Raw genomic sequence first — 18,886 nt, forward strand, 5'->3', positions numbered from 1 at the left:
TCCCACACTGATTGCATTCCACATCAAGTTTGAATCAGGCCAGCGCTTTATCGAGCGCCTTTTCGATTTCCGATTTGATCATGCCGCTCATGGCCGACATCATCAGGCCCAACTCCACTTCGACCCGGATCGAATCGTCGGCGACATGCACGGCGCCTTTCACACCCGAACGCTTGAGGTTCAGGGTGTCGCCGGACCACTGCGGCTCCAGTCCATATTGATCGGACAACTTCTGCGCCAGCTTGTCCGCCTTCTCGCGGGCCGCTTCCTTGCCCAGGCTGTGGGCACGTTCAACACTGATTCGGGCCATCGAATGACTCCTGCTTTATGGATACGGTCCTGAAGCATCTTGACCGCCGTTGCGGCAAAACGTCCCGGTGATTGCCTATCTTACCTTCAGCCTTGCCAAGACAAAGCAGGCCACCGGGATTAGAATGTCCCGCATTCTCTTCTGGTGACAGCGATATGACTGATCAGCGCAAAGGCAGCGATGCCGAACCCACCACTCACTTCGGTTTCAAAAACGTCCCGGAAAGCCAAAAAGCGGAAAAAGTCGCTGAGGTTTTCCACTCGGTAGCCGCCAAGTACGACTTGATGAACGACCTCCTGTCGGGCGGCATGCACCGTCTGTGGAAGCGTTTCGCGATCGAACTGTCGGGCGTGCGTACCGGCAATCGGGTGCTGGACATCGCGGGTGGCACCGGCGACCTGACCAGGAAATTCTCCCACCTCGTCGGCCCTACCGGCCAGGTCGTGCTGGCGGACATCAACGAATCGATGCTCAAGGTCGGTCGTGACCGCCTGCTGGACCTGGGTGTGGCCGGCAACGTCGAGTTCGTTCAGGCCGACGCAGAAAAGCTACCGTTCCCGGACAACCATTTCGACTGTGTGACCATCGCGTTCGGCCTGCGCAATGTCACGCATAAAGAAGACGCCCTGCGTTCCATGCTGCGCGTACTCAAGCCCGGCGGCCGTTTGCTGGTGCTGGAATTCTCCAAGCCAACCAACGCGCTGATGTCGAAGGCCTACGACGCGTATTCGTTCGCCTTCATGCCGCTGATGGGCAAGCTGATCACCAACGACTCGGAAAGCTATCGCTACCTGGCCGAGTCGATCCGCATGCACCCGAATCAGGAAACCCTGAAGTCGATGATGGTCGAGGCCGGTTTCGACCGCGTGACCTATCACAACATGACCGCGGGCATCGTCGCCCTGCACCGCGGCATCAAGCCCTGATGTTGCTGACCGGGCTGCTCGCCAGCGTTGAACTCGGACTGAACCGGGTGCTGCGTCTCGACAGCACGGCACTGCCGCGGCTGGCGCATTTGAGCGGCAGGGTGATTGCCGTCGACTGCCGCAGCCCGGCCCTGCAACTGTTCATTCTGCCCAGCGACGAAGGCCTGATGCTCGCGTCCCAGTGGGAAACCGGCGCCGACTGCACGTTGCGCGCGCCGGCCTCAAGCCTGTTGAAACTGGCGCTGAGCAAGGACAAGACCGCGGTCCTGCACGGCCCCGAAGTCGAACTCGACGGTGACAGCGGCGTGCTGCTGGAGCTGGCGGCGATCCTTCAGGACCTTGAGCTGGACTGGGAGTACGAACTCTCACGCTGGTTAGGCCCGGTCGCCACGCAACTGGTCGGCGGTCACCTGCGCAGCCGCGCACGCTGGTATCAGCAAGGGTTCGCCAGCCTCGGACAGAACCTCGGCGAGTACCTGGCAGAAGAATCGCGCACCCTTGTCGGTCAGCGCGAAGCCGAAGCCCGTTTCAGTGAACTGGACCAGATCAAACTCGATCTGGAACGTCTCGAGGCGCGTTTCGAGCGCCTTTCCCGATCCCTCGACCCAAGCGATAACGCATGAAGCTGCTTGCCGTCCGCCGTTTGTTGCGCATCCAGCGCGTTGTGATTCGCTACCGCCTCGATGACCTGCTGTTCGCCCTGCCATTGCCCTGGTTTCTGCTGGCGCTGCGCTATGCGTTGCCGTGGCGCTGGTTCCCGCGCAAGACCCTGGACCTCAGCCGTGGCGCCCGATTGCGCCTGGCGTTGCAGGACCTGGGGCCGATCTTCATCAAGTTCGGACAGATCCTGTCCACCCGTCGCGACCTGCTGCCCGAAGACATCGCCGACGAGCTGATGAAGTTGCAGGACCGCGTGCCGCCGTTCGATTCGCAAGTATCGGTCAAGCTGATCGAAGAACAGCTCGGCAAGAAAATCAGTGAAGTGTTCAGCCGCTTCGACGTCGAACCGCTGGCCTCGGCCTCGGTCGCGCAGGTGCACGCGGCGCAGTTGAAAACCGGTGAAGAAGTCGTCGTCAAAGTCATCCGCCCGGGCCTGAAGCCGATCATTGCGCAGGACCTGGCGTGGTTGTTCATCCTCGCCCGCGCGGCGGAAAAACTTTCCGCCGACGCTCGCCTGCTGCACCCGGTAGACGTGGTCAGCGATTACGAAAAAACCATCTACGACGAGCTCGACCTGTTGCGCGAGGCGGCCAACGCCAGCCAGTTGCGACGCAACTTCGAAGGCTCGCCGCTGCTGTACGTGCCGCAAGTCTACTGGGACTGGTGTCGACCGAAAGTGCTGGTGATGGAGCGTATCTACGGGATTCAGGTCACCGACCTGGCGACCCTCGCCGATCAGCGTACCGACATGAAAATGCTCGCCGAGCGCGGGGTGGAAATCTTCTTCACCCAGGTGTTCCGCGACAGTTTTTTCCACGCCGACATGCACCCCGGCAACATCTTCGTCAGCACCGTTAACCCGTGGAGTCCGCAATACATCGCGATCGACTGCGGCATCGTCGGCAGCCTGACCCCGGAAGACCAGGACTATCTGGCGCGCAACCTGTTCGCCTTCTTCAAGCGCGATTACCGGCGCGTGGCGCAGTTGCACATCGATTCGGGCTGGGTGCCGGCAGAAACCAAACTCAATGAATTCGAAGCAGCGATTCGTACCGTGTGCGAGCCGATCTTCGAAAAACCGTTAAAAGATATTTCATTTGGCCAGGTGCTGATGCGCCTGTTCCAGACCGCGCGACGCTTCAACATGGAAGTGCAGCCGCAACTGGTCCTGCTGCAAAAAACCCTGTTGAACATCGAAGGCCTGGGTCGGCAGTTGTACCCCGACCTCGACTTGTGGAACACCGCGCAGCCGTTCCTCGAGCGCTGGATGCGCGAGCGTGTCAGCCCCAAAGCCTTGCTCGGCAACGTGCAGAGCCAGTTCGAACAACTGCCGCACCTGGCCAACATGGCCCGCGATCTGCTCGAACGCATGTCCCAGCCCCACGCTTACGACCCGCCGCCACCGTGGCATCGGCGCCGGGACGACTGGTTTCTGCGCCTGCTTGGCACCGCTCACCTGGCCGGCGGCGCAGTCCTGGCCATGGGCGGGCCGCTGAATGAGCTGGCCTACTGGCCGGCCGGAATCATGATGGCCGTCGGCTTGTATCTGGTCGTTCGCCGATAGCCAGTTCTGTCGCGCACTGGCACACTGTTTCAACGCTGGGTTCTACTCATGAAGTGTGGAACCCGTTGTCGGAGTCGAAGATGAAAAACTGGCTGGACGAGATCAAGTGGGACGCTGACGGCCTGGTGCCGGCGATTGCCCAGGATCACAAGACCGGGCGCGTCCTGATGATGGCCTGGATGAACCGTGAAGCGCTGGAGCTGACCGCCGCCGAGAACCGCGCCATTTACTGGTCGCGTTCCCGTGGCAAGCTGTGGCGTAAAGGCGAAGAGTCCGGCCACGTGCAGACGCTGCATGAGATGCGCCTGGACTGCGACGCCGACGTGATCATCCTGATGGTCGAGCAGGTCGGCGATATCGCCTGCCATACCGGTCGCCAGAGCTGCTTCTACCGTGTCTACAAGAACGGCGACTGGACAACCGTCGACCCGGTTCTCAAAGACCCGCACGCCATCTATTCTGCAGGACATACTCATGAGTGACACCCTGACCCGTCTGGCCGAGGTGCTCGAAGAGCGCAAAGGCGCCGCGGCCGACAGCTCGTATGTCGCCAGCCTGTACCACAAGGGCCTGAACAAGATTCTGGAGAAAGTCGGCGAAGAGTCGGTCGAAACCATCATTGCCGCCAAGGACGCCGCCATCAGCGGCGACTGCAGCGATGTGATCTACGAGACCGCCGACCTGTGGTTCCACAGCCTGGTCATGCTCGCCCAACTGGGACAGCATCCACAGGCTGTACTCGATGAACTGGACCGTCGTTTCGGTCTGTCCGGACACGCCGAGAAAGCCTCGCGCCCGTCCGCCTGAACAACTATCAGGCCAGAACAATTACTCCTGAACAATTACTAGAGAGGACCAGCAACATGGGCATTTTTGACTGGAAACACTGGATCGTCATCCTGGTTGTTGTCGTTCTGGTGTTCGGCACCAAGAAACTGAAAAACCTCGGCACTGACGTCGGCGAATCGATCAAGGGCTTCCGCAAAGCCATGAACGATGACGAGAAGCCGGCCGATCCGACAGTGACCCCGGCCCAACCGGTGCCGCCGGTTCAGCCGCAGACCACACAGAACGTGAACCCGCCGCACACCATCGACGTGCAGGCGCAAAAAGTCGAAGAGCCGATCCGCAAAGACGTGTGAGCACTGACTAATGTTTGGTATCAGCTTCTCTGAACTGTTGCTCGTTGGCCTCGTGGCCCTGCTGGTGCTGGGCCCCGAGCGTCTGCCGGGTGCTGCGCGCACCGCTGGCCTGTGGGTCGGACGCCTGAAGCGCAGCTTCAACGCAATCAAACAGGAAGTTGAGCGTGAAATCGGTGCTGACGAGATCCGTCGGCAACTGCACAACGAGCACATTCTGTCGCTGGAACAGGAGGCGCGGAAAATCTTCACGCCGACTCAGCAGGAAGCCACGCCGGTTCAGCCCGTCGAGCCGGTGGCGGAGCAGACGATTCATGCGCCGACGGCAGAAGTCACGCCCGCCGCTGCGCCGACAGAGCCAGTGAAAGCTGTCGAAGCGGCCCCGCTCGAAACCAGCGCCGAACCCGCTGCTCCTGCCGCCGCGCCGACCACGCCGGCTCCTCACGACACTCCATTGCCGCCGCGAGCCCCATGAGCGATCTCCCAGAAAACGACCAGCACATGCCGCTGGTTTCGCACCTCACCGAGTTGCGCACCCGCCTGCTGCGCTGTGTAGCGGCGATCTTCATCATCTTCGCCGGGTTGTTCGCCTTCACCCAGCAGATCTACACCTTCGTCTCCACGCCGCTGCGCGCTTACTTGCCCGCCGGCGCGACGATGATCGCCACCGACGTGTCGTCGCCATTCCTGACGCCGTTGAAGCTGACCATGATGGTCTCGCTGTTCCTCGCGATCCCGGTGATCCTGCACCAGATCTGGGGCTTCATCGCGCCGGGCCTGTACAAGCATGAGAAGCGCATCGCGGTGCCGTTGCTGATGTCCAGCATCCTGCTGTTCTACACCGGCATGGCGTTCGCCTATTACCTGGTGTTCCCGCTGATCTTCAAATTCTTCGCCGCGGCCACCCCCGCCGGCGTGGAAATGATGACTGACATCACCAGTTACCTCGATTTCGTCATGACACTGTTCTTCGCCTTTGGCGTGGCATTCGAAATTCCGGTGGCCGTGGTGCTGCTGGTATGGATCGGCGTGGTCGACGTCAAATACCTGAAGAAAATCCGCCCGTACGTGGTCATCGGGTGCTTCGTGGTCGGCATGATCCTGACGCCACCGGACATCTTCTCGCAGACGCTGCTGGCTGTGCCGATGTGGCTGCTGTTCGAAATCGGCGTGTTGTTCGGCGGCTTGATCAGCAAGCGCGGCGATCACCCGGACGATCAGCCGGTCGATGACCACAACGACCAGCCGCCAGCGACCCAAGTGTGAACCTGCTGCTCCTCGAAGAGGCCGACTTCATTGCGGCCGATCGGGTGATCCTGCGCGATCGCCGGTTGACGCACATGCAGGAAGTCCACCGCTGTGAAGTGGGTGACAACATGCGCGTGGGGCGCATCGGTGGGCTGATGGGTTCGGCCGAAGTGCTGCGCCTGGATGCCGCTGAAGCCGAACTGCGCGTCACCCTCGACCAGTCGCCGCCAGCCAAGCTGCCGCTGACCCTGATAGTGGCCCTGCCACGCCCCAAAATGCTGCGCAGGGTGTTTCAGACCGTGGCGGCCATGGGTGTGCCGCGCATCGTGCTGGTGAACAGCTATCGCGTCGAGAAGAGCTTCTGGCAGACACCCTTCCTCGAACCCGAGGCCATTCGCGAGCAATTGATCCTCGGGCTTGAGCAGGCGCGGGATAGCGTGTTGCCGGAAGTAGTGATCGAAAAGCGCTTCAAGCCGTTCGTCGAAGATCGTTTGCCCGCGATCAGCGAAGGCACCCTCGGCCTGGTCGGCCACCCCGGCCATTACCCGCCCTGCCCCCGCGGCCTCGATGAACCGGTCACGCTGGCCATCGGCCCGGAAGGCGGCTGGATTCCTTACGAAGTCGACTTGCTGGCCAAATCGGGCCTGCAACCGGTGCAGTTGGGCGAGCGCATCCTGCGCGTCGAGACTGCCGTTACCGCACTCCTCGCGCGCCTGTTCTAACGCGCGGGCGACCTGCAGGAACGAGCTTGCTCGCGAACAACGCAAGAGCACCGCGTTCACCCAGGCAACACCGGTCATCGTTAACGTCCATCGCGAGCAAGCTCGCTCCTACAGGTTCCACCGCCCCGGCCGATACAGCTCCCATAAAACCAACTTGTGGTCCGTGGGAGTTGCAGCATGTACCGATGGCTAGCCGAGAAACTGGGGAACGTCAGCGTCAATCGCAAACTGGGGGTCGGTTTCGGTCTGGTGCTGTTGTTGACGTTGTTGATCACCGTCACCGCCTGGAACGGCCTGGGTGACGTGATGAGTCGCGGCGACAAGCTCGGGTTCATTGCCAGCCTCAATGATTTGACCAAGGACTTGCGCCTGGCCCGCCTGGATTACGAAATGCGCCGTGGCGAACAAGGCCCGGGCGCGGTCAATGATCTGCTCGGCCAACTCGATACCGGGTTGAAAACCGCGCGCACGTTGATCGAGCAGCCTGCCGATGCGGCCATGGTCGACCAGCAACTGGCCGCCGTCAGCGAATACAAGCAAGCCTTCGCCGCGATGGCCCAGGCCGGGGTCACCCGCGAAGACGCTCGCAGCAAGCTCGGCGCCAACGCCGATAACGCCGTCGCGCGGGTGGCGGAAGTCGAAAAAGCCCTGCTGCAAGGTGACAGCGTCGCCGATTTCAACAGCGTCGTTGAAGTCAGCAAACTGCTGCAACAAGCCCGCTATCAAGTGCGCGGCTACACCTACAGCGGCAAGGCCGACGCCGAACAACCGGCGCTGGACGCCATTGCCAATGCCTTGAGCAGCCTCGACAGCCTGCCGTCGAAACTGCCGGCGCAATACACGGCCAATCTGCAACAGGCCAGCGAAGCCCTCAAAGCCTATCGGGCGGCGGTCAGCCAGTTCCGCGACTCACAGGTGGCCACCGCTGCGGCGCTGACACGCATGGCTACTCAAGGCGAGATCCTGCTCGACGTCAGCAAAAAGCTCACCGTTTCGCAAACCGTGGTGCGTGATACAGACGCAGCGCACGCCAAGAACATGCTGCTGCTGGCCACCGCCCTCGCCCTGGTCTTTGGCCTCTTCGCCGCGTGGGCCATCACCCGGCAGATCGTCATTCCGCTGAGCCAGACGCTGAAAGTGGCCGAGCGCATTGCCGCCGGTGACCTGACCCACAATCTGGTTTCCGAGCGCCAGGACGAACTCGGTCAGCTGCAGCGCGCCATGCAGAGCATGACCCTGGGCCTGCGCGAGTTGATCGGCGGCATCAGCGACGGCGTCACGCAAATTGCCAGCGCCGCCGAAGAACTGTCCGCCGTCACCGAGCAGACCAGTGCCGGGGTCAACAGCCAGAAAGTCGAGACCGACCAGGTCGCGACCGCGATGAACGAAATGACCGCCACCGTGCAGGAAGTTGCGCGCAACGCCGAAGAAGCTTCTGAAGCCGCGGTTGCCGCCGATCAGCAGGCCCGTGAAGGCGACAAGGTGGTCAGTGAAGCCATCGCCCAGATCGAGCGCCTGGCGCTGGAAGTCGGCAGCTCCACCGAAGCGATGGGTCATCTCAAGCGCGAAAGCGACAAGATCGGCAGCGTGCTCGACGTGATCAAATCCGTCGCCCAGCAAACCAACCTGCTGGCGCTCAACGCCGCGATTGAAGCCGCCCGTGCCGGGGAAGCCGGACGTGGCTTCGCGGTGGTCGCCGACGAAGTGCGCAGCCTGGCCCAGCGTACGCAGAAATCCACGGAAGAAATCGAGGAGCTGATCGTTGGCCTGCAAAGCGGCACCCAACAAGTCGCGACCATCATGGACAACAGCCGCAGCCTCACCGACAGCAGCGTCGAACTGACTCGCCGCGCCGGTGGTTCGCTGGAGAGCATCACCCGTACGGTGTCGGCAATCCAGTCGATGAACCAGCAGATCGCCGCCGCGGCCGAACAGCAAAGTGCGGTGGCCGAGGAGATCAACCGTAGCGTACTCAACGTGCGCGATGTATCGGAGCAGACTTCGGCTGCCAGCGAAGAGACCGCGGCGTCCAGCGTTGAGCTGGCGCGGCTGGGGACGCATTTGCAGATGCTGGTGGGCAGGTTCAAGGTTTGAGGTGATGCACAGAACCCGGCTCATTTGAGACCGGGGTGATTTCTTCGCGAGCAAGCCCGCTCCCACAGTTGACCGTGTACGCCTGTGGGAGCGGGCTTGCCCGCGAAGACGGTCCTACAGTCGAAAAAGCTATAGGACCTGACGCAAGAAGGCCTGGGCCCTTGGATCCTTCGGTGCATCGAAAAACTCGGCCGGCGAGGCGTCTTCCAACAACTTGCCGTGATCGAAGAACAGCACCCGATCCGCCACTTCCCGGGCAAAGCCCATCTCGTGGGTGACGCAGACCATGGTCATGCCCTCCACGGCCAGGGCTTTCATGACGTCCAGCACTTCGCCGACCATTTCCGGGTCCAGCGCCGAGGTCGGCTCATCGAACAGCATCACCTTAGGTTCCATCGCCAATGCACGGGCAATCGCCACCCGCTGCTGCTGACCGCCAGACAGGCGTGACGGGAACTCGTTGGCCTTCTGCGCGATGCCGACCTTTTCCAGCAGCGCCAGCGCCTTGGCTTCACGCTCCTGCTTGCCCCGCTTGCGCACGACTTTCTGGGCGAGGCACAGGTTTTCCAGCACGGTCATGTGCGGGAACAGGTTGAAATGCTGGAACACCATGCCGACTTCGCGGCGGTAGGCATTCACGTCGGTCTTCGGGTCAGCCAGTTGCAGGCCGTCGATGCTCACCGAGCCCGAGTCGAATGCTTCCAGGCCATTGAGGCAACGCAGAAAGGTCGACTTGCCGGAACCGGACGGGCCGATCACGACCAGCACTTCGCCTTTGGCCACGCGGGTCGATACGTTGTCCACGGCGCGAACCACCTGGCCGCGGGTGTCGAAGACTTTTACCAGATCGCGGACTTCAATCACTTTGCGCGAGCCTCCGCTCAAGCCGGCTGGCGATTTTCGACAGCGGCAGGTTGATCAACAAATACAGACCGGCCACGCAGAACAGGATTTCGAAGGGCGAGAACGAGGTCGTGATGACCTCGCGACCACTTTTCAGCAGTTCGGTAATGGCGATCACCGACACCAGCGAGGTGTCCTTGACCAGACTGATGAATTGCCCGGCGAGCGGCGGCAGGACACGCTTCAGCGCTTGCGGCAGCACCACGTGGCGCATCGACTGGCCCGCGCTCAAACCCAGGGAGCGCGCGGCTTCGTTCTGGCCACGGGCGATCGATTGCACGCCGGAGCGAATGATTTCCGCGACATAGGCGCCGGTGAACAGCGACAGCGCGGCGATCCCGGCGAACTCCCGGGACAGGTTCATCACGGTGCCGATGAAGAAGTAGAAAATAAAAATCTGCACCAGCAGCGGAGTACCGCGCACCAGTTCGACGTAGATCGCCGACAGGTCACGCAGGGTCGGGTTGCCGGACAAGCGGCACAGGCCGGTGGCCAGGCCGATCAACAGCCCGAGCACGCCCGACACCACGGACAGCCACAAGGTGGTCCACAGGCCCCACATCAGCGGTCCGGCCGCCCAATGGCGGGTCACGCCGATCACGTCGCCTTCGGCCACGTCATCGCCCTGGGCTACTTGCAGGCTGTTGTCGTCGACGGTCAGGTGCTGCTCGTCACCGGCATCGTTGCGCAGGGTGACTTCTGCCTTGTCGCCTTTGCGTACCAGTTCGCTGACGGTGGAGATGTCAGCAGCGCGCTGGGACTCTTCGGCGTGATAAGCAAAATACTGCGGCACACGGTTCCAGCGCCATTCGTAGGACATCAGCGAGGTGGCGTAATACAACGCGCCGGCCAGGCCGATCAGCACCAGCACGGTGAGCACGTGCCAGGGCCATTGGGCTTTTTTCTGTTTCATTGAGTGTTCCGGAATTCGAGTTGCCTTGGAGGCCCTCATCGCCAGCAGGCTGGCTCCCACAGGGAATGCATTTCTTTGTGGGAGCCAGCCCGCTGGCGAATTGGGCGCGACGCGGTCTATCGACCGGGCCTTACTCCATGTCCTTCAGCCAGGCAGTGTCCTTGAACCACTTGTCATGAATCCGATCGTAAGTGCCGTCTTTGTGGATCTGGTGCAGGAAATTGTTGATGAAGTTGAGGCTGTCGTAGTCACCCTTCTTCAGACCAAAGGCCAGTGGCTCGTAGGTGAACGGCTTGTCGAGAAACACCAGTTTGCCGTTGCCGACCTTGTTCACCGCCACGACGTTGTAAGGCGCGTCGTAGATGAAGGCGTCGGCCTTGCCGTTGACCACGTCGAGCACGGCTTCCTGCTCGTTGTCGTAGCCGTGGTACTTGGCTTTGGCGATCAGCTTCTTGGCGACCATCTCACCGGTGGTGCCGAGTTTGGAGGTGATGCGGTAGTCGGCGGTGTTCAAGTCTTTGTAGGACTTGATGGTGCCCTCGAGGTCCTTGCGGATCAGCAACGTCTGACCGACCACGATGAACGGTTCGCTGAAGTTCAGGCGCAGGTTGCGTTCCTGAGTCAGGGTCATGCCACTGCCGATCATGTCGAACTTGTCGGTGAGCAGGGCCGGGATGATGCCGTCGTAGCCGGTGGACACCAGCTCCAGCTTGACGCCCATGGCCTTGGCCATGGCTTTGAGGATATCGACTTCAAAGCCGATGATCTCGCCGCGCTTGTTGGTCATCTCGAACGGCATGTAGGTCGGGTCCATGCCGACTTTCAGCGTGCCGCGCTTGACCGCGTCATCGATGGCACCGGCCTGCGCCGTGCTGACTGCCGCCCATGCCGTGACGCCGACCAGCAGCATCGAGAGATACTTTTTCATCTTCATGTCCCCAAACCCATTGCATTTGCGGCGCGAAATCGACGATTTTCCAATGAAAACCGATAGATACGGACTCAAACGGTCCGGGCGCACTCATTCGGGGACGGATCCTAACGCACTCGCTCGTTTGCACAAGGGTTCAGGCGGGATTTATTGCTTCAGCCTATTGTGGGAGCGAGCTGGCTCGCGATGGTCTTTAACAATTACGCGTGTTTTCTGAGTAAACACGGCGCTCTTGAGTCCATCGCGAGCGAGCTCGCGCCTACAGGGTTTCTATCAGGCCAACTGCGGCTGTGCGCTCAACGGCTTGAGCGGCAGCAGCGGTGCATGGGGATCGGCGTTCACCGATTTGCGCCAAGCGGCCAGCCACTCGGGGTGACCTTCGCTCCACACCTGCTCGTGCAGGCGCGCCAGTGCCACCGGGTCGCTCAGCAGCTGCACACGCTCGTTGTTTGTAAGACCATCCGGCCCGACCTTCAACGCGTGGCGAACCCGTTCGATCCGCAGCCATTCGATTGGCTCGGCTTCGCGGTGACGCGAAGTCGCCAGCGAACACGCCAGGGCGTTCTGCTGGGGATCAACCACGGAGCGAACGAAGCCGTCTTTCAGCGCGTGATAACGGTTTTCATGGGTGTACTTGTCGGTGTCCTGCAACGCCTGGGGCGGATTGTATTCCTCTGGGATGAGGAACAGGCTTTCGTCACGGGACTTGAGGCCCAGGCCCACACGGCTCGAGATCACCGACACCGGAATCGACAGCATCAACGAGCCGACGATCGGCACCAGCCACCAGAGAAAGCTCGGGTTCAGCCAGATCACCAACAACGCCCAGAGGAAGCCCAGCAAGGTTTGCGGACCGTGACGCTTGACCGCTTCGCTCCATGGCGTGGAGTCGTCGTCACGTTGCGGGGAGTTCCAGGTCGCCGCCCAGCCGAGGAACGCGGCGAGGACGAAACGGGTGTGGAAAATCATCCGCACCGGCGCCAGCAGCATGGAGAACAGCATCTCCAGCAGCATCGACAGGGTCACCTTGAACTTGCCGCCGAACTCTTTCGCGCCCTTGGCCCAGATCAGGATGATGCTCAACAACTTCGGCAGGAACAGCAGCACGATGGTGGTCGAGAACAGCGCGATGGCCTTGTCCGGGTGCCATTGCGGCCACAGCGGATAGAGCTGGCGCGGTTCAAGGAAATACTGCGGCTCCATCAGCGTGTTGACCGCCAGCAGCGCCGTCGACAGCACCAGGAAGAAAAACCACAGTGGCGCCGACAGGTAAGACATCACGCCGGTCAGGAACACCGCACGGTGCACCGGGTGCATGCCCTTGACCAGGAACAGGCGGAAGTTCATCAGGTTACCGTGGCACCAGCGACGGTCACGCTTGAGTTCGTCCAGCAGGTTCGGCGGCAGTTCTTCGTAGCTGCCCGGCAAGTCGTAGGCAATCCACACGCCCCAGCCAGCACGCCGCATCAGCGCCGCTTCGACGAAGTCGTGGGACAGGATCGCACCGGCGAACGCGCCCTTTCCCGGCAACGGCGCCAGGGCGCAATGCTCGATGAACGGCTTCATGCGGATGATCGCGTTGTGGCCCCAGTAGTGGGATTCGCCCAACTGCCAGAAGTGCAGGCCGGCGGTGAACAGCGGGCCATACACACGGGTCGCGAACTGCTGCATGCGCGCGTACAGCGTGTCCATGCCGGAAGCGCGCGGCGCGGTCTGGATAATCCCGGCGTCCGGCGTGGCTTCCATGAGTCGCACCAGACTGGTCAGGCACTCACCGCTCATCACGGAGTCGGCGTCGAGCACGACCATGTATTTGTAGTCACCGCCCCAACGACGGCAGAAGTCGTCGAGGTTGCCGCTCTTGCGTTTGACCCGACGGCGACGGCGGCGATAGAAGATCTTGCCGAAGCCCTTGGCTTCGCGGCAGACGTCCAGCCAGGCCTGTTGTTCGGCGACGCAGATGTCGGCCTCGTTACTGTCGCTGAGAACGAAAAAGTCGAAGCGATCGAGGTCGCCCGTGGCCGCCACTGACTCGAAGGTCGCACGCAAACCGGCAAACACCCGAGGTACGTCTTCGTTGCAGATCGGCATCACCAGTGCGGTACGCGCATCCTTGGCGATCGGCTCGTTGCCGGCACTTTTACCGGAAATGCGGTATTTGTCGTGGCCGGTGAGCAATTCGAGAAAGCCCATCAACGCGGTCCAGAAACCCGCAGACACCCAGCAGAACAGAATCCCGAACAGAATCAGGATGCTGGTTTGCAGCGCATACGGCAGCACCTGCGTGGCGGTCTGCATCAGCGGTTGATGCAGGACTTCGTTGAGGTCGACGAACGACCAGCCCTGGTACGGCATGATGCCTTTCATGTACCAGCCGGCGACGATGGTCTGGCCGAGCATCAGCACCAGCAGAATGTAGCGACGGATCGAACCGACGGTGCGCCAGCGGGCAGCCGGAAGCACGCGCTCATCTTTCGGCGGGGCCGGCGGATTGGTACGGCCGGTCAGGCGGCGCCAGCCGCGCACCAGGATGTTGGTGCGCCACGGCTCCGGAACCACTTTGGTCCGACGGATCGGCGGGGTGGCCTTGAGGCAGACCCGACCGCTGGCGTCGAGCGCCAGCATTTCCGCTTCTTCCAGCTCTTCGGCGGTGTTCAGGGTCAAACGCCGGCCCACCGAGGCCTGGGCGGCCTCGGTCGGTGCGTCGAACGTCGAAGACGACAGACGCTGGTGCAGTTCGCTGAAGGACTGGCAGCCCGCGAGTTCCGCGCGCTGCTCGTCGGTCATCGGTAAATGCGCCAGATACTCGGCAAGGGTCTCTGGCTGTACTGAAGAATTACTCATCGGCAGGCAACTGATAGCTCCAGGTCTCGGTCAGGACTTCTTCAGTCGAGGCCGGTTCCGGTGTGGCTGGGGCCGCGTTCGCAGCGGCGGGCTGCTTGGCGTCTTTGTTGTCCTTGTCCTTGGCATCCGTCGCAGGCTTGGCGTCAGCCTGCTTGGCGTCCGCTTGTTTCGCTTCCTTATCCTCTTTCTCCTGTTGCTTGGCGGCAACCTTGTCGGCCTTGGCGACGGAGGAGTTGGACGCTGGAATCGAAGTCTTGGCGAGGTCGGCCGGCACGATGTTCTGTACCAGGGCAGCACGCATCTCGGTGGACTTGCCCGGATCCTTGATCTTCATCCGCAAGGTCAGGCGCCAGCCTTTGGTTTCCGGGTTGTAGCGCACGCTGTTCTCGACCAGCTCGGCGTTGTCGCCGACGCTGACCTGGCTGCGCACATCGGTGTCCGGCGCCAACGCGGCCAGGGACGGACCTTCGAAGTCCACCAGGTAAGCCACGCTGCCGTCCGGCTGACGGATCAGGTTGGACTGCTTCACGTCACCAGTGGAGCGCAGGGTCTGCTTGACCCAAGCGCTGTCAGGCGCATGGATCGCGGCTTCGTCGATGGTCCAGTGCATGCGGTAATTGACGTCCAGCGGCTGGCCAGGCTCCGGCAGTTTCTCCGGGCTCCAGAACGCAACAATGTTGTCGTTGGTTTCGTCGGCGGTCGGAATCTCGACCAGGTCGACGGAACCCTTGCCCCAATCGCCTTTAGGCTCGATCCAGGCACTTGGACGCTTGTCATAGCGGTCGTCGAGGTCTTCGTAGTGGCTGAAGTCGCGGCCACGTTGCAGCAAGCCGAAGCCGCGCGGGTTTTCGATGGAGAAGTTGCTCACCGCCAGGTGTTTCGGGTTGTTCAGCGGACGCCAGATCCACTCGCCGTTGCCGGCATGGATCGACAGACCGCTAGAGTCATGCAGTTCGCGACGGTAATTCAGCACTTTCGACGGCTGGTTCGCGCCGAACAGGAACATGCTGGTCAGCGGCGCAACGCCAAGCTTGGTGACTTTGTCACGCAGGTACATCTGGGCCTTGACGTCGACCACGGTGTCGCTGCCCGGACGCAGGGTCAGGCGATAGGCACCGGTGGCGCGTGGCGAATCCAGCAGGGCGAAGATCACCAGGTGCTTGTCACCCGGTTTCGGCTGTTCAATCCAGAACTCGGTGAACCGCGGGAATTCTTCGCCGGACGGCAACGCGGTGTCGATGGCCATGCCACGAGCGGACAAGCCATAGGTGTGACCCTTGCCGACAACGCGGAAGTAACTCGCGCCGAGCATGGTCATGATCTCATCTTGCTTGTCGGCCTTGTTGATCGGGTACAGCACACGGAAGCCGGCATAACCCAGCTGCTCAGTGGCTTTAGGATCGAACTTGACATCGCCGAAATCGAAACGACTTGGGTCGTATTTGATCTCTTCGACGGTGTTGGCTGTGATTTCGTTGATTTTCACCGGCGTATCGAAGTGCATGCCCTGGTGATAGAACGACAGCTTGAATGGGGTTTTCTGATCGGCCCACTCGGCTTTTTCGGTGCGGAAACGAATTTTCTGATAGTCCGCGAACTTCATCTCGCGGAATTCGTTCGGCAGGTTACTGCGCGGGGCTTCGTATTTCTGCCCGGCCAGCTCTTTTGCCTTGGCTGACACATCATCCAGACTGAATGCCCAAAGCTGGCCGGCGCTGAGCAGGCAAAGCAGAGCCGAGCCCGCTACCAGAGCGCTTCGTAACCGTTTGGCAGACAATTTTGGTGCAATACAGGGACTAACAATCACGAGCAACCCTCGCCGAAAACAGATCAAAAAACCAACGGCCAGCTATCTATATGCCAGGTTGGCGAGCATTGTTCCGACTCCCATGGGGCTAAATGATTCCCCAACAGGTCCAGGACAAGTCTCTACCTAAGTCAAAAATGGACCAACGAACGCTGATCCCCGTAGCGCGCGATTATCTAGCAGGCCGCGTTACAACGCATCAGGCGCAACAAAGTATTTCTCGCGGAAAACGCCTGTTTTCAGTCGAAAAGCCCTTAAAAAGTTGTTTCAAGCGCTTTCATGTCTGTAACAGGAAGGTGACCGGGCCATCATTGACCAGGTGCACCTGCATATCCGCGCCGAATCTACCTGATGCCACAGTGCCATGCACCTGTTTCGCTTTCTCTAATAGATAGTCGAAAAGCTCCTCGCCCAGCGCCGGAGTTGCGGCCGTCGAAAACCCCGGGCGCAACCCGCTTCGGGTGTCGGCGGCCAGGGTGAACTGAGAGACCAGCAGCAACCCGCCACCGACATCGGCCAGGGACAGATTCATCTTGCCCTCGGCATCACTGAACACACGATAGTTAAGCAGCTTATGCAGAAGTTTGTCGGCACTCGCCCGAGTATCCTCCGGCTCTACCGCGACCAGCACCAGCAAACCCTGATCAACGGCGCCCACCACTTCCCCGGCGACCTCGACACGAGCGCCACGCACCCGTTGCAACAGGCCCTTCATGCTTCTTCTGGCGCCAGGTCGAGCAAGCGCCGGGCCATCTGATCGGCGGCGCGCACCAATGCATCGGTGATACCCGGTTCGGAAGCGGCATGCCCCGCATCGCGGATCACCTGCAGTTCGCTGTTCGGCCAGTTCTGGTGCAATTCCCAGGCGTTGTCCAGCGGGCAGATCACGTCGTAGCGACCGTGGACGATCACGCCGGGCAGATGAGCGATCTTGCCCATGTCGCGGATCAACTGGTTCGGTTCGAGAAACGCGTTGTTGGTGAAGTAATGGCATTCGATGCGGGCAATGGACAACGCGCGCTGCGGCTCGGAAAAGCGATCGACCACCAGCGGATTCGGCCGCAGGGTCGCGGTCCGGCCTTCCCAGGTAGACCAGGCCTTGGCCGCGTGCATCTGGGCGATCTGATCGTTGCCGGTCAGACGTTTGTGGAAAGCGCTGAGCAAGTCGTCGCGCTCGTCCAGCGGGATCGGCGCGATGTAGTCCTGCCAGTAATCGGGGAACAGACGGCTGGCACCGGCCTGGTAGAACCACTCGATTTCCTGCGGGCGGCAGAGAAAAATCCCGCGCACGATCAGGCCGTGCACACGCTCGGGGTGGGTCTGTGCATACGCCAGCGCCAGGGTCGAGCCCCACGAACCGCCGAACAACACCCATTTGTCGATGCCCAGGTGCTGACGAATCCGCTCGAGGTCGGCGACCAGGTCCCAAGTGGTGTTGTTTTCCAGGCTGGCGTGGGGAGTGGAGCGACCGCAACCGCGCTGGTCGAAGGTGACGATGCGATAGAGGTTCGGATCAAAGAAACAACGACTTTGTGCATCACACCCGGCGCCGGGACCGCCGTGGATGAACACCACCGGCAACCCTTCCGGTGAACCGCTTTCGTCGACATACAGGGTGTGGGTTTCATCGACAGCCAGATCGTGCCGGGCGTAGGGTTTGATCTGCGGGTACAAAGTCTGCATTGCGCGCTCCGTAAGGGGTCGAGGTCATCCCTGGGGGGACTTCTGAAATTCTGCCGTCCGGCATCATAAACCCGAATTACGTCAATGAGCATGCCCTGGCTGAGTCAGAGTTTTGCCGCCATTTTTTTTGCCAGATAGCCAAGCAGCGTTTCATACAGCGCGTCGACCTCGGCCACCTGGCCCCGCCCGCGCAAACAGCCGTGGACCAGTCCCTCGCCGCCATAAAGTGTCACGGCGACGCCTGCAGCCTTCAGTTGCTCGGCGTAGCACACACCGTCGTCACGCAGCGGGTCGAACTGCGCCACGGCGATCAGCGCCGGTGGCAGGCCGCTGAAATCCCCGGCGAGCAACGGCATCGCATAGGCGCCCGGCTGGGACGTGCCGCGCAGGTACAAGGCGTGATAGCAGTCGACATCGCTGCTGCTGAGCAACGGTGCGTCGACGCACTCGCTGCGCGACGGCAGGCGATGATCGCCGCCGAGCCCCGGGTAGATCAGGACCTGCGCCGCCGGCAGCGGCTCGCCGGCATCGCGCAAGGCCAGGCACATGGCGGCGGCGAGATTGCCACCGGCGCTGTCGCCAGCCACCACGGTTCGCTCGGGATCGAGCTGGAAGGGACCGGTGCGCAACGCGCGCCAGACCGCCAGGCAATCGTCAAACCCGGCCGGAAACGGATGCTCCGGCGCCAGTCGGTAATCGACCGCAATCACCAGCACGCCGAGCGTCGACGCCAGTTCAGCGCAGATGAAGTCGTGGGAATCCAGATCCCCCACCACCCAGCCGCCGCCATGCAGGTACACCACGCACGGATCTCCTTCTGCCGATGCTGTCGACGTGGGCTGATAAGACCGCAGCGGCACGCCGGCCAATTCAAAATCAACCACGTACAGCCCAGCGGGACGTGGCGGGGTGAACGCCAGGCACATCGTGCTGTAAGCCTGGCGCATACCGGCGAGGCTGCTTTCGGTGCTGTTGAAGCTGATGGTTTTCTCGACGAAAGCCGTCATCTGCGCGGATAGCGGATAAGGAGCCATATGCCTGCTGTCAGTCCGTTCAAGGATTTGTGAATGTGCCGCCTGAACCTGTGGAAGCGGGCTTGCTCGCGAAGGCGGTATGTCAGCCAACTTCAATGGTGCCTGACA

Annotated in this window: 19 protein-coding genes and 1 pseudogene; 11 read left to right on the forward strand and 9 right to left on the reverse strand. The window is 61.4% G+C overall.

The window, feature by feature from the left end; translation table 11 throughout:
* Positions 1 to 34: 34 nt before the first annotated feature.
* Positions 35 to 310 carry a polyhydroxyalkanoic acid system family protein gene (locus tag NTD84_RS11405; RefSeq protein ID WP_262165300.1) on the reverse strand — a complete coding sequence of 92 codons (276 nt, stop codon included), beginning with the start codon at positions 308 to 310 and terminating at the stop codon, positions 35 to 37.
* A 155-nt stretch (positions 311 to 465) separates the two neighbouring features.
* Between NTD84_RS11405 and ubiE the strand changes: the two genes are divergently transcribed.
* The 11 genes and pseudogenes from ubiE to NTD84_RS30035 all read left to right on the forward strand — a co-directional run bounded on the left by ubiE (position 466) and on the right by NTD84_RS30035 (position 8,663).
* Positions 466 to 1,236 carry a bifunctional demethylmenaquinone methyltransferase/2-methoxy-6-polyprenyl-1,4-benzoquinol methylase UbiE gene (gene ubiE, locus NTD84_RS11410; RefSeq protein WP_007989286.1) on the forward strand — a complete coding sequence of 257 codons (771 nt, stop codon included), beginning with the start codon at positions 466 to 468 and terminating at the stop codon, positions 1,234 to 1,236.
* On the forward strand, positions 1,236 to 1,859 hold the full coding sequence (locus NTD84_RS11415; protein WP_262165301.1) for an SCP2 domain-containing protein: 624 nt from the start codon (positions 1,236 to 1,238) through the stop codon (positions 1,857 to 1,859). Before ubiE ends, NTD84_RS11415 begins: the two co-directional genes overlap by 1 nt.
* Positions 1,856 to 3,460: a ubiquinone biosynthesis regulatory protein kinase UbiB gene (ubiB, locus tag NTD84_RS11420; protein ID WP_262165303.1), complete on the forward strand. Its 1,605-nt coding sequence runs from the start codon at positions 1,856 to 1,858 to the stop codon at positions 3,458 to 3,460. The genes NTD84_RS11415 and ubiB overlap by 4 nt, the downstream gene beginning before the upstream one ends.
* An 80-nt stretch (positions 3,461 to 3,540) precedes the next feature.
* Entirely contained in the window at positions 3,541 to 3,942 is a 402-nt protein-coding gene (gene hisI / locus NTD84_RS11425; RefSeq protein ID WP_262165305.1) for a phosphoribosyl-AMP cyclohydrolase, read from the forward strand.
* Positions 3,935 to 4,267: a phosphoribosyl-ATP diphosphatase gene (locus tag NTD84_RS11430; RefSeq protein ID WP_262165307.1), complete on the forward strand. Its 333-nt coding sequence runs from the start codon at positions 3,935 to 3,937 to the stop codon at positions 4,265 to 4,267. The genes hisI and NTD84_RS11430 overlap by 8 nt, the downstream gene beginning before the upstream one ends.
* 56 nt (positions 4,268 to 4,323) lie before the next feature.
* A complete protein-coding gene (locus NTD84_RS11435; protein WP_262165309.1) occupies positions 4,324 to 4,602 on the forward strand; it encodes a twin-arginine translocase TatA/TatE family subunit in 279 nt (92 codons plus the stop codon).
* A 10-nt stretch (positions 4,603 to 4,612) separates the two neighbouring features.
* Positions 4,613 to 5,074 (forward strand): Sec-independent protein translocase protein TatB, encoded by a 462-nt coding sequence (tatB, locus tag NTD84_RS11440; protein WP_262165311.1) that lies wholly within the window; start codon positions 4,613 to 4,615, stop codon positions 5,072 to 5,074.
* Positions 5,071 to 5,865, forward strand: coding sequence for a twin-arginine translocase subunit TatC (tatC, locus tag NTD84_RS11445; RefSeq protein ID WP_410017343.1), 795 nt, complete (start codon positions 5,071 to 5,073; stop codon positions 5,863 to 5,865). The genes tatB and tatC overlap by 4 nt, the downstream gene beginning before the upstream one ends.
* Positions 5,862 to 6,569, forward strand: coding sequence for a 16S rRNA (uracil(1498)-N(3))-methyltransferase (locus NTD84_RS11450; protein ID WP_262165312.1), 708 nt, complete (start codon positions 5,862 to 5,864; stop codon positions 6,567 to 6,569). The genes tatC and NTD84_RS11450 overlap by 4 nt, the downstream gene beginning before the upstream one ends.
* A 177-nt stretch (positions 6,570 to 6,746) precedes the next feature.
* A pseudogene (locus NTD84_RS30030) lies at positions 6,747 to 7,805 on the forward strand (methyl-accepting chemotaxis protein); the annotation flags it as partial.
* Between the two features lie 144 nt (positions 7,806 to 7,949).
* Positions 7,950 to 8,663: a methyl-accepting chemotaxis protein gene (locus NTD84_RS30035; protein ID WP_410017344.1), complete on the forward strand. Its 714-nt coding sequence runs from the start codon at positions 7,950 to 7,952 to the stop codon at positions 8,661 to 8,663.
* A 129-nt stretch (positions 8,664 to 8,792) separates the two neighbouring features.
* On the opposite strand, the gene NTD84_RS11460 is transcribed toward NTD84_RS30035, so the two are convergent.
* The 8 genes from NTD84_RS11460 to NTD84_RS11495 all read right to left on the reverse strand — a co-directional run bounded on the left by NTD84_RS11460 (position 8,793) and on the right by NTD84_RS11495 (position 18,778).
* Entirely contained in the window at positions 8,793 to 9,527 is a 735-nt protein-coding gene (locus NTD84_RS11460; RefSeq protein ID WP_262165315.1) for an amino acid ABC transporter ATP-binding protein, read from the reverse strand.
* Positions 9,520 to 10,479 carry an amino acid ABC transporter permease gene (locus NTD84_RS11465; protein WP_262165317.1) on the reverse strand — a complete coding sequence of 320 codons (960 nt, stop codon included), beginning with the start codon at positions 10,477 to 10,479 and terminating at the stop codon, positions 9,520 to 9,522. The genes NTD84_RS11460 and NTD84_RS11465 overlap by 8 nt, the downstream gene beginning before the upstream one ends.
* 130 nt (positions 10,480 to 10,609) lie before the next feature.
* Positions 10,610 to 11,407: a transporter substrate-binding domain-containing protein gene (locus tag NTD84_RS11470; RefSeq protein ID WP_262165319.1), complete on the reverse strand. Its 798-nt coding sequence runs from the start codon at positions 11,405 to 11,407 to the stop codon at positions 10,610 to 10,612.
* A gap of 276 nt (positions 11,408 to 11,683) precedes the next feature.
* Positions 11,684 to 14,254: a glucans biosynthesis glucosyltransferase MdoH gene (gene mdoH / locus NTD84_RS11475; RefSeq protein ID WP_262165321.1), complete on the reverse strand. Its 2,571-nt coding sequence runs from the start codon at positions 14,252 to 14,254 to the stop codon at positions 11,684 to 11,686.
* Positions 14,247 to 16,061: a glucan biosynthesis protein G gene (locus NTD84_RS11480; RefSeq protein WP_262165323.1), complete on the reverse strand. Its 1,815-nt coding sequence runs from the start codon at positions 16,059 to 16,061 to the stop codon at positions 14,247 to 14,249. The genes mdoH and NTD84_RS11480 overlap by 8 nt, the downstream gene beginning before the upstream one ends.
* Before the next feature lie 277 nt (positions 16,062 to 16,338).
* Positions 16,339 to 16,776 carry a D-aminoacyl-tRNA deacylase gene (gene dtd / locus NTD84_RS11485; protein ID WP_262165325.1) on the reverse strand — a complete coding sequence of 146 codons (438 nt, stop codon included), beginning with the start codon at positions 16,774 to 16,776 and terminating at the stop codon, positions 16,339 to 16,341.
* Positions 16,773 to 17,744 carry a prolyl aminopeptidase gene (pip, locus tag NTD84_RS11490; protein ID WP_262165327.1) on the reverse strand — a complete coding sequence of 324 codons (972 nt, stop codon included), beginning with the start codon at positions 17,742 to 17,744 and terminating at the stop codon, positions 16,773 to 16,775. Before pip ends, dtd begins: the two co-directional genes overlap by 4 nt.
* A 104-nt stretch (positions 17,745 to 17,848) precedes the next feature.
* A complete protein-coding gene (locus NTD84_RS11495; protein ID WP_262165329.1) occupies positions 17,849 to 18,778 on the reverse strand; it encodes an alpha/beta hydrolase in 930 nt (309 codons plus the stop codon).
* Positions 18,779 to 18,886: the final 108 nt, after the last annotated feature.

Origin of the sequence: Pseudomonas sp. 14P_8.1_Bac3 (assembly GCF_025466085.1) — a bacterium.
In the GTDB taxonomy this organism is placed as follows: Bacteria; Pseudomonadota; Gammaproteobacteria; order Pseudomonadales; family Pseudomonadaceae; genus Aquipseudomonas.

Coding starts and splice junctions, on each gene's coding strand:
- NTD84_RS11405 (WP_262165300.1), bottom strand. CDS start 310: ATGGCCCGAATCAGTGTTGAACGTGCCCACAGCCTGGGCAAGGAAGCG.
- ubiE (WP_007989286.1), top strand. CDS start 466: ATGACTGATCAGCGCAAAGGCAGCGATGCCGAACCCACCACTCACTTC.
- NTD84_RS11415 (WP_262165301.1), top strand. CDS start 1,236: ATGTTGCTGACCGGGCTGCTCGCCAGCGTTGAACTCGGACTGAACCGG.
- ubiB (WP_262165303.1), top strand. CDS start 1,856: ATGAAGCTGCTTGCCGTCCGCCGTTTGTTGCGCATCCAGCGCGTTGTG.
- hisI (WP_262165305.1), top strand. CDS start 3,541: ATGAAAAACTGGCTGGACGAGATCAAGTGGGACGCTGACGGCCTGGTG.
- NTD84_RS11430 (WP_262165307.1), top strand. CDS start 3,935: ATGAGTGACACCCTGACCCGTCTGGCCGAGGTGCTCGAAGAGCGCAAA.
- NTD84_RS11435 (WP_262165309.1), top strand. CDS start 4,324: ATGGGCATTTTTGACTGGAAACACTGGATCGTCATCCTGGTTGTTGTC.
- tatB (WP_262165311.1), top strand. CDS start 4,613: ATGTTTGGTATCAGCTTCTCTGAACTGTTGCTCGTTGGCCTCGTGGCC.
- tatC (WP_410017343.1), top strand. CDS start 5,071: ATGAGCGATCTCCCAGAAAACGACCAGCACATGCCGCTGGTTTCGCAC.
- NTD84_RS30035 (WP_410017344.1), top strand. CDS start 7,950: ATGAACGAAATGACCGCCACCGTGCAGGAAGTTGCGCGCAACGCCGAA.
- NTD84_RS11465 (WP_262165317.1), bottom strand. CDS start 10,479: ATGAAACAGAAAAAAGCCCAATGGCCCTGGCACGTGCTCACCGTGCTG.
- NTD84_RS11470 (WP_262165319.1), bottom strand. CDS start 11,407: ATGAAAAAGTATCTCTCGATGCTGCTGGTCGGCGTCACGGCATGGGCG.
- mdoH (WP_262165321.1), bottom strand. CDS start 14,254: ATGAGTAATTCTTCAGTACAGCCAGAGACCCTTGCCGAGTATCTGGCG.
- dtd (WP_262165325.1), bottom strand. CDS start 16,776: ATGAAGGGCCTGTTGCAACGGGTGCGTGGCGCTCGTGTCGAGGTCGCC.
- pip (WP_262165327.1), bottom strand. CDS start 17,744: ATGCAGACTTTGTACCCGCAGATCAAACCCTACGCCCGGCACGATCTG.
- NTD84_RS11495 (WP_262165329.1), bottom strand. CDS start 18,778: ATGGCTCCTTATCCGCTATCCGCGCAGATGACGGCTTTCGTCGAGAAA.